This is a genomic window from Microbulbifer maximicatervae (SeqCode) (assembly GCF_052467305.1).
Genome location: NZ_CP174306.1, coordinates 4,541,334 through 4,556,743 on the forward strand (window position 1 = coordinate 4,541,334; position 15,410 = coordinate 4,556,743).

Annotated in this window: 12 protein-coding genes and 1 tRNA gene; 9 read left to right on the forward strand and 4 right to left on the reverse strand. The window is 51.5% G+C overall.

Features of this window, described 5'->3' with window-relative positions; translation table 11 throughout:
* Window positions 1-26: 26 nt before the first annotated feature.
* Window positions 27-1,385 (forward strand): S41 family peptidase, encoded by a 1,359-nt coding sequence (locus ACJJI4_RS19785; RefSeq protein ID WP_413663753.1) that lies wholly within the window; start codon window positions 27-29, stop codon window positions 1,383-1,385.
* Window positions 1,386-1,436: 51 nt separating this feature from the next.
* Here the strand turns inward: ACJJI4_RS19785 and hisF are convergent, their stop codons facing one another.
* From hisF to hisB, 4 genes are read right to left on the reverse strand one after another with little or no spacing between them, the layout of a single operon-like run.
* Window positions 1,437-2,198, reverse strand: coding sequence for an imidazole glycerol phosphate synthase subunit HisF (hisF, locus tag ACJJI4_RS19790; protein WP_444926229.1), 762 nt, complete (start codon window positions 2,196-2,198; stop codon window positions 1,437-1,439).
* Window positions 2,198-2,929 carry a 1-(5-phosphoribosyl)-5-[(5-phosphoribosylamino)methylideneamino]imidazole-4-carboxamide isomerase gene (gene hisA, locus ACJJI4_RS19795; RefSeq protein ID WP_413663754.1) on the reverse strand — a complete coding sequence of 244 codons (732 nt, stop codon included), beginning with the start codon at window positions 2,927-2,929 and terminating at the stop codon, window positions 2,198-2,200. Before hisA ends, hisF begins: the two co-directional genes overlap by 1 nt.
* 48 nt (window positions 2,930-2,977) lie before the next feature.
* Window positions 2,978-3,631 carry an imidazole glycerol phosphate synthase subunit HisH gene (hisH, locus tag ACJJI4_RS19800; protein ID WP_444926230.1) on the reverse strand — a complete coding sequence of 218 codons (654 nt, stop codon included), beginning with the start codon at window positions 3,629-3,631 and terminating at the stop codon, window positions 2,978-2,980.
* Window positions 3,631-4,218, reverse strand: a complete 588-nt coding sequence (hisB, locus tag ACJJI4_RS19805) for an imidazoleglycerol-phosphate dehydratase HisB (protein ID WP_282930763.1) — start codon at window positions 4,216-4,218, stop codon at window positions 3,631-3,633. Before hisB ends, hisH begins: the two co-directional genes overlap by 1 nt.
* 101 nt (window positions 4,219-4,319) lie before the next feature.
* Between hisB and ACJJI4_RS19810 the strand changes: the two genes are divergently transcribed.
* From ACJJI4_RS19810 to ACJJI4_RS19845, 8 genes are all read left to right on the forward strand, one after another.
* Window positions 4,320-4,634 carry a hypothetical protein gene (locus ACJJI4_RS19810; protein ID WP_444892326.1) on the forward strand — a complete coding sequence of 105 codons (315 nt, stop codon included), beginning with the start codon at window positions 4,320-4,322 and terminating at the stop codon, window positions 4,632-4,634.
* 82 nt (window positions 4,635-4,716) lie between these two features.
* Window positions 4,717-6,819, forward strand: a complete 2,103-nt coding sequence (locus ACJJI4_RS19815; RefSeq protein WP_444926231.1) for a TonB-dependent receptor — start codon at window positions 4,717-4,719, stop codon at window positions 6,817-6,819.
* A gap of 165 nt (window positions 6,820-6,984) precedes the next feature.
* On the forward strand, window positions 6,985-9,144 hold the full coding sequence (locus ACJJI4_RS19820; RefSeq protein ID WP_444926232.1) for an AsmA family protein: 2,160 nt from the start codon (window positions 6,985-6,987) through the stop codon (window positions 9,142-9,144).
* A gap of 79 nt (window positions 9,145-9,223) precedes the next feature.
* Window positions 9,224-10,309, forward strand: coding sequence for an A/G-specific adenine glycosylase (mutY, locus tag ACJJI4_RS19825; RefSeq protein ID WP_444926233.1), 1,086 nt, complete (start codon window positions 9,224-9,226; stop codon window positions 10,307-10,309).
* A gap of 15 nt (window positions 10,310-10,324) precedes the next feature.
* A complete protein-coding gene (locus ACJJI4_RS19830; protein ID WP_282930759.1) occupies window positions 10,325-10,600 on the forward strand; it encodes an oxidative damage protection protein in 276 nt (91 codons plus the stop codon).
* A 126-nt stretch (window positions 10,601-10,726) separates the two neighbouring features.
* Window positions 10,727-10,802: transfer RNA gene (locus tag ACJJI4_RS19835), tRNA-Phe, on the forward strand.
* A 919-nt stretch (window positions 10,803-11,721) separates the two neighbouring features.
* Window positions 11,722-14,061, forward strand: a complete 2,340-nt coding sequence (locus ACJJI4_RS19840; protein ID WP_444926234.1) for a BACON domain-containing protein — start codon at window positions 11,722-11,724, stop codon at window positions 14,059-14,061.
* Between the two features lie 430 nt (window positions 14,062-14,491).
* Window positions 14,492-14,890, forward strand: a complete 399-nt coding sequence (locus tag ACJJI4_RS19845) for an SEN1984 family lipoprotein (protein ID WP_444926235.1) — start codon at window positions 14,492-14,494, stop codon at window positions 14,888-14,890.
* The last annotated feature ends 520 nt before the right edge of the window (window positions 14,891-15,410 follow it).

Below are 15,410 nucleotides of genomic sequence, written 5' to 3' on the forward strand. Positions count from 1 at the left end.
AGAAATAAGGCAGAGGTCACAACAACATGTTTATCCCCAAGGCGCTGACAACCTTGATCGGCGCAGCCGCTCTGACAGCCCTGCCTTTAATGGGTTTGACCGACGGCGATAGCCATTCCCAGGTGGCTGCAGACACTGAAGCCCGCCTGCCGCTGGAAGATCTGCGCAGCTTTGCCAAAGTTTTCGAGCAAATTCGCCAGGGCTATATCGAGGAAGTGGACGACCGCACCCTGCTGGAATACGCCATCAAGGGCATGCTGCAAGGCCTAGACCCCCACTCCTCCTATCTTGATCGCCGATCCTTTGACGATTTACAAGCCAACACCACCGGTGAGTTTGCCGGCCTCGGGATCGAGGTGGGCATCGAAAACGACCATATCACCGTCGTCACCCCCATGGACGACACCCCCGCCTCCCGCGCTGGCCTCAAGGCCGGCGATGTCATACTGCGCTTGTCGGGCAAATCCATGAAGGGCGTGAGCCTGGATGAAGCGGTGGAGTGGATGCGCGGGCCCAAAGGAAGCAGTGTCACCCTGACCATCGCTCGCAAAGGTTTTAAAGAGCCTTTCGATGTCACCCTCAAGCGAGACACCGTGCGCGTGCGCAGTGTGCGCAGCAAAGTCCTCGATGATGGCTACGGTTATCTGCGCATCAGCCAGTTTCAGCTGGACACCGGCGCCGATGTGGCCGACGAGCTGATCAAGTTGCAGAAGAAAGGCGCACTTAAAGGGCTGGTTATCGACCTGCGCAACAATCCCGGTGGCGTGCTGCAATCCTCGGTGGAAGTAGCGGATGCATTTTTGGAAGAGGGCCTGGTGGTCTACACCGAAGGCCGCAATGAAGCCGCCAACCTGAGCTATTCCGCCGAGCCGGGCGATTTAACCGAAGGCGCTCCGCTGGTTGTATTAATCAACGCGGGCTCCGCCTCTGCAGCGGAAATTGTCGCCGGCGCCCTACAGGACCACCGCCGCGCAGTGGTGATGGGCACCGACAGCTTCGGCAAGGGATCGGTACAAACAGTAATCCCTATCAATAATGAACGCGCCATCAAGCTGACAACCGCGCTCTACTTCACTCCCAATGGCCGCTCAATCCAGGCCCAGGGCATCACACCGGATATCGTGGTAGAGCGGGTGAAAGTCACCCGCTTGGACGACTCTCCCAGGCCCACTGAAGCTGATTTGGCCGGGCATCTGGACAACGGTAACGGTGGTGCCGACCGGACTTCTGAAGACCGCTCGAGAGAACAGGAAGAACGGGAAGACTGGATGGATCGTGACAACCAAATCTTCGAAGCCCTCAATGTACTCAAGGGCCTCAATCTCTACGCTCACAGGGACAGGGGTTTGCGCGAGCGCCTTGCCCGCGCAGACGAACAGCAGTAAGCAAAGTACGGCGGGCCCTGGGCCCGCCGTGCAAGACTACCCCAGCATTACCTACAACCGCATTTCAATCCCTGCGCTGTGCATAAACGCTTTCGCTTCGGCAATGGTGTATTCGCCGAAGTGAAAAATACTCGCAGCCAATACCGCATCCGCACCACCGTGCAATACGCCATCCGCCAGGTGCTGTAGGTCTCCCACACCACCGGAAGCAATGACTGGCACTTGAACCGCCTCAGTAACCGCCCGGGTCAGGACCAGGTCAAAACCGTTCTTGGTGCCGTCGCGATCCATACTGGTCAGCAGGATTTCGCCGGCACCGTATTCAGCCATCTGCCGAGCCCAGGCCACTGCATCAATGCCAGTGGGCTGGCGCCCGCCATGAGTGAAGATCTCCCAGCGGCCCTCTCCCACCTGTTTGGCATCAATGGCCACCACAATACACTGGCTGCCAAAGCGCTCGGCGGCCTCGCGTACAAACTCGGGGTTTTTCACTGCCGCTGAATTGATTGCAGTCTTGTCCGCACCGGCATTCAGCAGATTGCGGATATCTTGCAAGGTGCGCACACCGCCGCCGACAGTGAGGGGGATAAACACCTCGTGGGCCATTTTCTCCACGGTGTGCAGGATGGTATCGCGCTGCTCATGGGTGGCGGTGATATCGAGGAAAGTGACTTCATCCGCGCCCGCTTCGTTGTAGCGGCGGGCAATTTCCACCGGGTCGCCGGCATCGCGGATATCGACAAAGTTAACGCCCTTCACCACGCGGCCGTTGTCCACATCCAGACAGGGAATAATACGTTTCGCCAGAGCCATTATTTGTTCCGTTGGTCGCAAAGCTGCTGCGCTTCCCGCAGGTTCAACTTGTCTTCGTAGATCGCCCGGCCGGTAATCGCACCGTAGATTTCACCGGCATCCAACAGCTGTTCAATGTCCTCAATGCTGCTGACACCGCCGGAGGCAATAATAGGCACCTGCACTGCGCGGGCCATTTCCAGAGTCGCCTCAATATTGACGCCTTGCATCATCCCGTCGCGGGCAATATCTGTATAAACAATAGAGCTGACGCCACAATCGGCAAAGCGCTTGGCCAGTTCTGTCGCCTTCAGCTCGGAAACCTCAGCCCAGCCCTCAGTAGCCACCAAGCCATCTTTGGCATCGAGCCCGACAATAATATGGCCCTCAAACTCGCGACACGCCTCTTCCACCAGCTTGGGATTTTTTACCGCCGCAGTGCCGATAATCCCCCACTGCACACCGGCATCCAGATAGCGCTCGATAGTGTGCAAATCGCGAATGCCTCCGCCAATTTGCACCGGTAAATCGGGAAACTGTTTGGCGATAGCAGTTACCGCTTCACCGTTCACCGGGTTGCCGGCGAAGGCGCCGTTCAAATCCACCAGGTGCAGTCGCTTGGCTCCCTCGTTCACCCAATGCTGAGCTGTAGCCAGGGGATCATCGGAAAATACAGTGGCGTCATCCATCTCGCCCTGGCGCAGGCGCACGCATTGGCCGTCTTTTAAATCAATCGCGGGAATTACAATCATATCTTTTCTTACGTCGGCAGTAATTTCAGTGTGATCGGTGAGCTGGGCCTATTGGGCCCGGCCGTTCCAGTGGACAAAGTTCTTTAGCAGCTGCAAGCCAGCCTCGGCACTCTTCTCCGGGTGGAACTGGGTGGCGAAGATATTCTCCCTGGCAACTGCGGCAGCCAGGGGAATGCCGTATTCGGCTTGCCCGGCAATATCCAGATTTTCAGCAGCCGGCACATAGTAGCTGTGGACAAAGTAGAAACGGCTGCCATCGGCAATATCGGCCCACAGGGGGTGCGGCTGACGCTGCTGAACACTGTTCCAGCCCATATGGGGCACCTTGAGCCGTTCAGCACTCTGCGCCGGGGGAATGTTGTCGCCGAAGAATTTCACCGGCTCCGGGAAAATCCCCAGGCAATCAACGCCATTATTCTCCTCGCTGTGGTGCATCATAATCTGCATACCCACACAGATACCCAGCACCGGGGTACCCACACTGATAGCCTCGCGAAGCAGCGGCGAAAAACCCGCCTCGACAAACCCTGCCATACAATCCCGAATGGCACCCACACCAGGCACCACCAGGCGCTCTGCGCCCTCGGCCTGCTCCGGAGTTTGTGCCAGCACCACCTCGGCCTCCGGCGCCACCTTGTTCAGGGCGCTGGCCACCGAGTGCAGGTTGCCCATACCGTAATCGAGTACCGCAATCTTACCCATCACAAGACTCCTTTGGTGGAGGGCATGGTGCCGGCCATACGGGGGTCCGGGGTCAACGCCATACGCAGGGCGCGGCCAAAGGCTTTAAATACGGTTTCCACCTGATGGTGAGCGTTGTGGCCACGCAGGCAGTCAATATGTACTGTTACCAGCGCGTGATTGACGAAGCCCTGGAAGAACTCAAAAAACAGTTCGGTATCAAAGTTGCCGATCCGCTTCTGGGTGAAAGGCACATCCATAACCAGGCCTGGCCGGCCGGAGAAGTCGATTACGACCCGGGATAGCGCCTCATCCAAGGGGACATAGCTGTGGCCGTAACGGGTCATCCCCTTTTTATCCCCCAGCGCTTCAGTAATGGCTTTGCCCAGGGTAATGCCGATATCTTCCACCGTATGATGATCATCGATATGAATATCGCCATCGCAGCTAATGTCCATGTCGATCATGCCGTGGCGGGCAATTTGATCGAGCATATGCTCCAGGAAAGGAACCCCAGTCGCGAACTTGCCATGACCTTGGCCGTCCAGGTTAACGCTGACTTGAATCTTGGTTTCCAGGGTGTCACGGGTGACGCTAGCTGTACGCATCGAAAGCGATCCTTATTTGCACGATAAGACAGAGGGCGCAAATTATAGGATGAATGACATCCCCTGTGGCTCTCTAGTGTCAGATGAAACTTGATTCGTAATTGTTTAGCCCTATCATGCACCGCATGGTTACTCTAAAGCGCCGAAAATCCCATTACTGGGCCAGCCTGTTCCTGTTACTCGCCGTAGTAGCAGCTCAGCCGCTGTGGGCGGAGCACTTCCACCTGGGCAATACCCAGGTAGAGATGTGTGACCTGTGTTGCATGCATTCACCTGCAGCACTCGGCAGCGAGCCATTGCTCGTACAGGCTGAGCCCCAAAGTCACTACGAACGGCCCTCTGCGCCAACCGCGCGCGATTGCCAGCCAGAGCGCCAGAGTGCGCGCGCCCCTCCCTTCTTCCTGTCACTCAGCTAACACCCAAAAACCGATATTTTTTAGTGAATGCCCGCGCTGGAGCGCGTATGGCATTGTCCGCCTGTGACAGGAATAAAAAACAATGACTAAGTTCAATACTTTGGCCCTGGCTATTGCCAGCTTGGCCGTGCCCGCTATTTGCGCCGCAGAAGACAGCAACAAACTGGAAGAAGTTAACGTCACCGTATCTCCCCTGGATAAGCCCGCCGACGCAGTAGCTGCGCCGGTATCGGTGCTCTCCGGCGAGACCCTGCGCAAAGCCGCTTCCGCCACCCTGGGCGAAACCCTGAAGAACCAGCCGGGAGTGGCCAACGCCTCCTTCGGCAGTGGCGTGGGCCTGCCGGTTATTCGCGGCCAGAGCGCCAACCGAGTGAAGATCCTGAACGACAACCTGGATGTCTCTGACGCCTCCAACACCAGCGCCGATCACGCTGCCAGTATCGAACCTCTACTGGCGGAGCGCATCGAGATACTGCGCGGACCGGCGGCACTGCGCTACGGCAGCGGCGCTATCGGCGGGGTGGTAAATATTATCGACGGTCGCATCCCCACTGAGGTACCCGAGGAAGTTGAAGGCGCGGTTGAGATGCGCCACGACACTGCCAACAGCCAGGATGCCTCGGTATTCCGCTTTACCGGCGGTGCCGGGCAGCTGGCCTGGTACTTCGACGGTGTCTATCGCGAAAACGACGACACGGAAATCCCCGGCCTCGCTATTGTCGAGCACGAGGAACACGAAGAGCACGACGAGGACGAAGGCGAGCACGAGGAAGAGTTCAACACCGACGGCTTCGTCGGCAACACCAATGCCCGCGCCCACAGTTACAGCGGCGGTGTTTCCTGGATTACTGAAAGTGGCTACATCGGCCTGTCAGTAAACAAGCTGGAAAACAACTACGGTATCCCCCTCGGCACTCACGAGCACCACCACGATGATGAGGAGCACGACGAGGACAATCACGAGGAACACGAAGAGCATGAGGAGGAGAGCGAAGCCGAAGCTGTGCGTATCGATATGGCGCAGACTCGCTACGACCTCAAAGGCGAGCACCGCTTTAACAGCAACTATTGGGACAAGTTACGCCTGCGTATCGGCTATAACGACTACGAGCACGTAGAGTTGGAAGAGGACGCAGCCGGCACCCGCTATGCCAACGAAGCCTGGGAAGGTCGCTTGGAAATCACCCACGACAGCGGTAGCGAGTGGCGTGGCGCCTACGGCCTGCAATTGTCCGATAAAGACTTTACCGCTGACAAGGGGGCATTTATCCAGCCCTCCCGCACCCGCAGCGCCGGCCTCTTCACCATGAAGGAACGCGAATGGGGCAACTGGCACCTGGACCTGGGCGCGCGTATTGAGCGTGTCGATGTCGACCCGGAGACCGCAGAGGATCGCGACTTCAACCTGTTCAGCACCAGCGCTACCCTGCAGTACTTCCTGCAAGAGCACCAGCATATCAGCGTCGGTGCCACCCGCTCCGAACGCGCCCCGGTAGCCGAAGAGCTGTTTGCCGACGGCGAGCACCTGGCCGAGGGCAGATACTTAATTGGCAACAGTGACCTGGACAAAGAGCGATCCATTAACCTGGAGTTGGGCTATCACCACCACAACGAAGCGGCCAGTGGCTGGCATGCAGCGCAGATTGAAGCCAGCGTCTTCTACAACCGCATCGGCGACTACATCTACTCGCAAAACACCAATGAGTTGTTTGAAGAAGAGCTGCCCATCTACGCCTATGGCAACCGCGACGCCACCTTCTACGGTGCTGAAGCCTCGGTGAAATTTCCCCTGCGCAGCAACTTCTACCTGACTCTGTTTGGCGATGTTGTGCGCGCGAGCTTCGACGAAGATATCGCCGGTGAGAGTTCCGATGTGCCGCGCATGCCTCCCCTGCGCCTGGGTCTCGCCCTGGGAGCAGAGTACGACCAGTGGGGTTGGGAATGGCGCACAGTCGAAGCTGCGGACCAGGATCGCGCCGGCGCCTACGAAGAGGAAACCGACGGCTATACCCGCATGGACCTGAGTGCCCACTACAACTTCAACATCGGCAGCAGCGACGCGGTGATCTTCGCCAGCGCCCGCAACCTGCTCGACGAAGAAATTCGCAACTCCACCTCACTACTACGCGACTACGCTCCTGAAGCTGGTCGCAGCATTGAAGCCGGTGTGCGGTTTATTTTCTAATAAACACCTGCTTCAATGGCCCCGCAGCGCTTTCCCAGCCTCGCGGGGCTGCATCTCCTACAATTCCGGCATAACCTATTTGTAGAAGTGCGCGGGAACATCAAGCCGCGCTGCGGCGTCATATGCGTGACACCACACGACAAATACACAGGGACAATGCTCTCCATGGCCTGGATAAAGCGCACTTTTATCGCACTTTTAATCGTTTTCCTGCTACTCGCTGGCGCCGTCGCCTGGCTGTTAGCAGGACTCGACATCAACCAATACAAACCCCAGTTAGAAAAACTCGCTGCCAAGCAGGGCATCTCCCTGCAACTGGAAGGTGATATCGGCTGGCAGCTGTGGCCCAAGCTCGGCCTGCAACTTGAAGATGTACAGCTGGCACCATTAAAGCTACCAAAACAAACTCTGGTGAAAGCAGAAAAAATTGCCATTGGCGTGGCCCTAAAGCCACTACTGCAACGCAAAGTAGAGGCCGAAGAGATAGTCCTGGTAGCTCCGCAAATTGAACTCACCGTCGACAAAGAAGGGCGCGGCAACTGGGAGCTGATTAGCGAGGCCCTGGAAGCTCAGAGCAAGCAACCTCCCAAACTCTCTATCCCCAAGGAACAGGAAGAGCCATCACAACAACAGGTCGACCTGAGCCTGCAAAAGCTGCGTATCGAGAAGGGCGTGGTGCTCTACAGCGATGCCCAGACTAACAAAGAGTACAAAGTCCAAGACCTGCAGGTAAGCGTTATTAACCTGGTACCGGGTGGCGAACCGGGCAAACTCACTGCCGCAGCAGACCTTACCGGCAGCGACCTCAAACACCCACTGAAGCTAAAAATTGATAGTACCCTCGCCCTGGACGAGGGCCTCAATGGGCTGCGCCTGCAACCGCTACAAGTAGACCTCACCTCTGAGAACAGCGCCAAGGCCAGCCTGCATATGCGCGGCTACCTGCGCAGGGACAGCAACACCCAACCCTGGCGTATACAACTAAACGTCAACGCCAATGCCGACCCTCTGCGCCCCTGGTTTGAACTGACGGGCACCGAAATCGATACCCGCGATAAAGCGGCACTGCAAAAGCTGAGTATCGAAGCGAGCGTGGAAGGTACCGAACAAAAGCTCGACCTGACACCGCTGCAATTGAAACTGGACGACGTCACCTTTAGCGGCAACGCCCAATTGCGCAACGCAGAAATGCCCGGGCTTGACCTGAACCTGCGCGGCGGCGCCTTTAACCTGGATAACTATCTGCCCCCTTCGAACGAAGATGAGGCTGGAGCCGCTTCGGCGGAACAAACCGAGGGAGTGGAAGCACAGAGTGCGCAAGCTCCCGCCGCTGAAGGCAAAAAGCAGGGAGAGCAGGCGACAAAGAGTGATCAAACTGAAACCGCAGAAAAACCAAAGAGAACAGTAGCTGCCAAGCCGCCCGAGGCAGACCCCCTTCCATTGAGCGACCTGCGCGGCTTCAACGCCAATATCAGCCTGGCACTGGACCAACTGCAAGCCGCTGACCTGCAAATGGACAGCCCGGAAATCCAACTCACCGTGGATAACGGCCTCTACCGCCTGCAAAAATTGAGTGCCGATATCTATGGTGGCCAGCTGAACACGAATGGTCAGCTCAACGCTCGCGCCCAGTCCGCCGAGGCGCAGATGCGCGGCGGTCTCACCAATGTGGATATCGGCAAGGTCCAAGCTGCCCTCTTCCCCAGTGAAGAAGTCCAGCTGGCTGGAGAAGCCAGCGTTAACTGGAGTGCCAGCACCAAAGGTAAAACATCCACAGCCTTAGAGAAAAACCTGCGCGCCTCCGTTGAGGTTTCCAGTAAGGAAATGTCGATTTCTCCATTCAACCTGGAGAAAAACATGTGCCAGCTGTTCAGCTACGCGGAAAATACCGAAATGCCCACCCGGGACTGGCCCAATAGCACCGGACTGCAGGACCTTCGCGCCACCATCGCGGTGAAAGGCGACCAGGTAGATGTGAGCGAAATTCTCGCCGGTATCGAAAACATCGCCCTGACCGGTGACGGAGAGGTGGACCTGAAGAAACAGGACTTCGACTTCAAGCTCGGCCTGGCCCTGGTGGGCGAGAGCACCTCCGCCGACGGCTGTACCGTGCGCAACAAGCGCTGGCGCAATCGCCCGCTGCCGCTGCGCTGCAAGGGCGACTTCGACGATGTGAACATCAGCACCTGTAAACCCGACAGCCGCCGCCTCGACGACTTGCTGCGGGAAGAACTGAAGCACAAAGCCGAAAAGAAATATGGCGATAAAGTTGAAGAAAAGGTCGACGAGCTGAAAGAAAAATTGAAAAATCTCTTCGGCCGCTAAGGCCCCGCTAAAGTGCACCGGGGTCCACCCGGTGCACAACTCCAGCGTTCAACCACAGATTCCAGCCCGCAGTATCCCCATGACCCCAAAGCAGTTCCAAAATGCCGTCCTGAAATGGTTCGACAAACACGGGCGCAAAGACCTGCCCTGGCAGCAGGACATCAATCCCTATCGGGTTTGGGTGTCCGAAATCATGCTGCAACAGACCCAGGTCACCACGGTGATTCCCTACTTTGAGCGCTTTATGCAGAGCTTCCCCACCCTGGAAAGCCTCGCCCGCGCGCCTCAGGACAAAGTCCTGGCTCACTGGAGCGGCCTCGGCTACTACGCCCGCGCCCGCAACCTGCACAAGTGTGCCCAGACGGTGCTGGAGGAATACGACGGGGAGTTTCCCCAGGACGTAGAGGAACTGACCGAATTGAGCGGCATAGGCCGCTCCACCGCTGGCGCTATTGCCAGTATCAGTATGGGACTCAGGGCACCGATCCTCGATGGCAACGTCAAACGGGTGCTGGCCCGTTTTCACGCCGTGGAGGGCTGGCCCGGACAGACAGCGGTTGCCAATCAACTGTGGCAACTGGCCGAGACCTTCACCCCAAACCAACGCGTTAACGACTACACCCAGGTGATGATGGACCTGGGTGCCACCCTGTGCACCCGCTCGAAACCACGCTGCGAGGAGTGCCCGGTGAAAAAATCCTGTGTGGCTCACGCCCAGGGCAATCCACAGGATTTCCCCGGCAAGAAACCGCGCAAGGAAAAGCCGGTGCGCAGCGCCACCCTGCTCTTGCTCGAACACAAAGGTGAGATCTACCTAGAACAGCGCCCGCCCAGCGGCATCTGGGGCGGACTCTGGAGCCCGCCTGAAGCCGACAATAGCAGCGACTGGCTCAAGGCAAAGCGCTGGCGTGCCAGTGACGTCCAAACCCTGCCGACCCTGCGACACACCTTCACTCACTTTCACCTGGATATTTCCCCGGTGTGGGTACAACTGAGCAAAGTCCCAGCACAGGTGGCGGAGAGCGGCGCTGGCTGGTATAAACTGCGGCGTTTAAACCGCCCTCGTGCGGCCCAGGAACTGGGGCTACCCGCCCCTATCGTCAAGCTGGCAAAACAACTACTGGCGCTGCAGGCTCCCCTGCTCACGCCGACCACTGCCGACTAAAACCAGGAGGAGTCCATGTCCAGAACCGTATTCTGCCGCAAGTACCAAGAGGAATTGGAAGGTCTGGATGCACCGCCCTTCCCCGGCCCCAAAGGCATGGATATCTTCGAGAACGTTTCAAAGAAGGCCTGGCTGGAGTGGATGTCCCACCAGACCATGCTGATTAACGAAAAGCACCTGAACATGATGGAACCCTCAAGCCGCGCCTACTTGAGTGAGCAAATGATGAAGTTCTTGAGCGGCGAGGAATACGACGCAGCCGACGGTTACGTTCCGCCGGAACAGCAGTAACACAAGGCCCCGAAGCTTCCCCGGCAAAGAAAAAAAACTTTTTTATAATCAAGGGGTTGACTCTGACCCAGGGAAGGGCTTTAATACGCGCCTCGCGACGCAGGGGAAGCCCAGCAAGATCGCAAAGCCCGGATAGCTCAGTCGGTAGAGCAGGGGATTGAAAATCCCCGTGTCGGTGGTTCGATTCCGCCTCCGGGCACCATCTCCAAAAGCCTCATCCGCAAGGATGGGGCTTTTTTTATATCTGATTTACAGTGAAATTTAAGGCAATGCTCCCACCTTTGGCGCTAATTCGTTAGCTGCATGATTACCATGCCTTTCAAAACCTGCATACTTGCTCAATTAGCCCTCAAAAAAACGCAATTGGGATATTTCATAGTGCCCACCTAACCCTTACCCTTTAGCTAATGCTATGCCTGCAAGCCATAAGCGCAGGGCCAGAATAGCTCTCAATTGACCCAGCCCTCCCCTCTCTATTTATCTGCAGCCGAAAAAATTGCCACTTAATTCCCCCCCCCTCCAAGAGGTTCATGTAGCGCATTTCGAATGCAGGCCAGGAATAACTTTCCGAGCTTTATTATTGAGCAATGATGCACTGCCCCCCCCCCAACTACATCAATTTTTGTATCGCCACCTAATAATTTCACCTGTGTTTAAAGCGGCTTCACGCAGCAATCACATAGATTAAAATTAACACCTTTAATTAAGCTCTTTTTCTCCTCTTTCACTTCAAGAAATTATCAGCAAAGGGTCCTTTGATTCCCAATAGCTCTCACCCTGACACTAAATCATGACTCATCATAGCCTTTTCATTATCTACCTAGGTAGTTACAGATTGCAGCAAGAAGAATCATAGACAGAGATTCTAAATGTAAAAGACTAAGCGCGACTAAAAGAAATTATCAGGCGACTGAGTATTTATTAAAACTACTATTATTGTTAATCAATTAAAATTCTAGCCTCCTGAATATTAAGTATATATAAGCTAAAACTATGCTCATTGTGACCTGTATATTTAGTCGTATCTCCCAATTTCACTACCTGAAAATTACATAGCTGATTAAAACCCATCACATTGTTATAATATCTGAAATAAAATATGGAGTTATAGAATGAAGGGTATGATGTTTAGCCTTTTTAGCTTTTTTCTTCTCGTAGGCTGTGGTGGATCAGGAGGAGGCTCTGGCGATTCCGGAGGATTCTCTCTTTCAACAAACAGCTTAAAATTTGAAGCTAGCTGGGATGAGCCGGATTTACCGACTAAAGAGGTTACCGTAACGTCGAATAGCGGGAGTATTTATTTGAGTGTTTCCTCATCGGGAGATGCTCTATCTTCAGCGATACTTAGCACTAATAACTCTAGTAAAGCAAAAATCAAGATAACTCCAAAAGCTCCAAGCTCCTTCGATGAATCGAAAATATATTATGAGACAATTACAGTAACGGCATGCAGTGACAATGTCTGTTCAACAGGAACAAAAGCTCAGAAGACCATCAAAGTCCAAACAACAATTACTGGCGGCCCTTCTATAATTGTAGACAATTCTCCAATTACCTTCTCTATGAATGAGGTGGATACGGAAGCACCGAGCCCAAAATCATTTAAAGTTAAATGGGCTGGTGATTCTTTTTCAGAATGGTCAGCTTATATAAATTGGAACAATTACCATCTAAAGCCGTATCGATATGCCAGTTCTGCCATCAATAGTTCGGAAGGGCTAGTGACAATAATCCCTTATACTGGGAATCCCTCTGAAATGATAGATGGGACTACTATTATCACCGCAACAGCTGCATCTGGCGCTGTACGAAGATTTCAAGGCCCCAAGGTAGAAATAAAGGTTAATCCCGCAATATCACTAGATGGAGACTTAAATTTCACTTTTGACTCTAAGAGTAAGCTAGAGGATTTAACCCGGACTTTAACTCTTTCCACCTCAACTCAAAGGCCGGTTTCCTGGACTTTGACAGCTCCTTACGACCCCTGGATCAAGCTTTCAAAAACAGAAGGCACATCTACTGGAAATCAAACAGTAACCCTAACTTTAGATAAGGAATCCATCGATCGTCTGTCAATGGGAGATACCAAGTATTATCTAGAACTTAAAGTTGACGATGAAATGTTTGATCACTTTGAATTTTCAAACACTCAATTTTATAAGAGCTATACAGGCTTAATTAATATGACCCTGCCACAAATCCGCGGGTTTGGTCCCAGGGCAACTCTGCCTGGCACAGATACGGATATACTGGTGCGCGGTCGCGGCTTCCCAGAAGCTCTAGTCGAATTAAATTTCGGCAATACAAAGTTACCTGTAAAAGAGTTCCGATCCGAGAATGAACTGCTAATTAGCAGCTCTGGCTTAGCGGAAGGCTCCTATGTACCACAGTTATGGTTTGATACTGGTATTTTTGAACGAAACCAAGCTAGCCTTCATATCACTGAAGCGCTAAACCCTATAAATGCTAAGTATAGTTTTGATAGTGAAATAAATATTTCAGCTTTTACATTTAGCCCTGCCAATAATGCCCTTTATATTGTTTCTTCTGGAAATACTGAAAATGATATTTGTACTAGCACTTTACAAAAAATCACTCTAGATAGCACTGGACTAAGTGCAAGCAGTGTAGACCTAGAACTATGCGATGTAAGACAAATTGCTACCAGCTTTAACGGGAGAGACCTGATTCTTGTTGAAGCTGGCTATACTTTCTTTCGTTATCCCATGAATGATTTAGAAAGTGGACAACTAACAACTATTAGACATGTAAACGAAGAAACTACTAGTAGACTCTATGAATTGCGCCTAAGCGCAGATGAAACGGCAACTTTAGTGCGAGAATCTACACTGGAAACCAAACTTATAGTTATTGACTTAAATCCTGGCCAATTTATTGGTCATAAATTCGAATTAGACGGGTATAGCCGTTTTATTTTTGAAGAAACTGATGGTTCAGGATTTGGCTTAATGAATTACAACAGCCGTTATGATAATTTTAATGATTTTTATAGAGTTGATAGCCAGCTACAAACCATACTATTAGAAAGAAGTACTTTTGATCTTGGGAACGTTGCTTCACGTTCCCATAGACAAGCTCAAGCATCCAAAGATATGACCGTTATTTACGCTAGAAGTGACGCAGGATCATATCCAATCCAGTATGAGTTTATCTATCCATACAATAATATAAGAAGACCGTGGAATGATTATAATGACAGCTTTGACAGAGCATTTGCACTTAAACCAGATGGTAGTGGATTTTATGCCGATCGCAATGGAGTAGATATTGCCGAATATACTATATCTGGCCTAGGGGACTCCATTGGTTTTTCAGGAACTATAATTGACACTGTAAACGATGAATTCAATGACGAGCTGCTTTTAACACCTGATGGAAAGCAATTATTCCATATTAGCCTCGGCGGCATGATAACCCTATATGACCTTGATCAATATTAATGACCGGGCAACCAAGCGATAACTGTCCAATTATCATTTATTAATTGACGGCCTCTTGCTTTCAAGTAGGGGGCCATCAAACCAATTACTTAATTTATAAAAATAAAGAAGTCAATATCACTTATTGTACCTACTTAAATAAATACAGAGATTGAAAACAAATTCATCATAAAATCAAACTATCAAGGAAAACTCCGCTACAGCGGGCGCAATCAATTACAAAGTCTTACATGGTCGTTACGTAATATCATTGATTTCATCAAAAACCTCGGAAAACTGTATTTTTTTCATACAGAAAAACACGGTAACTAGTACATCAATCCAAACTACCTTTCACTTGGTACTGGTACAATAAATTCCGCATCTATTATTCAATTATTCTTTGCTTTAAGCTCCGCACCTTGATAAACATCAACGTAGGATTAAAAAAATGATAAATAAAAAAAGCATTGCAATAGTCTCTTTACTAACAATTTTTATCGGTGGCTGTGCTACTTCTTCTACTGGAAATAAATCTATACAAGAAGAAAATGAGGCCACCCTAGAAAAGAAAATTACCATAGGAGAAACCACCAAGGCAGAAGTGAGAACTATGTTTGGATCACCTATGAGTACTAATTTTGCAGATGGAAATAGAGAGGTTTGGGCGTACTATTTATCCGAAAGCAAAGTTGATGCGGTGAATTATGTACCCATCGTAAATAGATTTGGAAGCTCCACTACTGGAAAAAATAAACAACTCGTTATTATGTTTAAAGATGACGTTGTTGAAAAATATAATATGTCTGAGACAGACATGAGCAACAAATCTGGGGTTTTTAACAACTAAAATTATAATTTTTATTAGTTCTAATTCGTGAAAAACATGTATGGTTTAAAATAATCAATACATGTTTTTCAACATACCAAATAATTTTTATCGCGCTTGGTTTGAGATCTGCAGTCTTCAGCCAAATAAAAATTAAGTCCTTATCAACACCTATAGAAAACTATTTTCTTCAGGTTATTTTACGATGACAAAATTATAGCCTAACTAAATAAATAGCTTTAAACTCCTACCCCCAAACAATATGTATAATAAAAACATCTAAATAACTGTTGCACGAAAGCGTCTTTAATAACGTATAGCCTTCTCTCCACTTCAGAGTGAAAAAATCTGTGCTTTAAAATTTCTAGCTAGTACTTTCATCAAACTATTGGACGGTAGAAAGAATATATACCATACAAACAATCCAGCTAAGCATGAAAGTTTTGAGGAATATTATCCTTATAGTAGAATGTTATTAGGGCTAATTTTCTAGAGCGTAAAAGCTAACGTAAGAAAATTGGTAATAATAGAAAGACTCTTG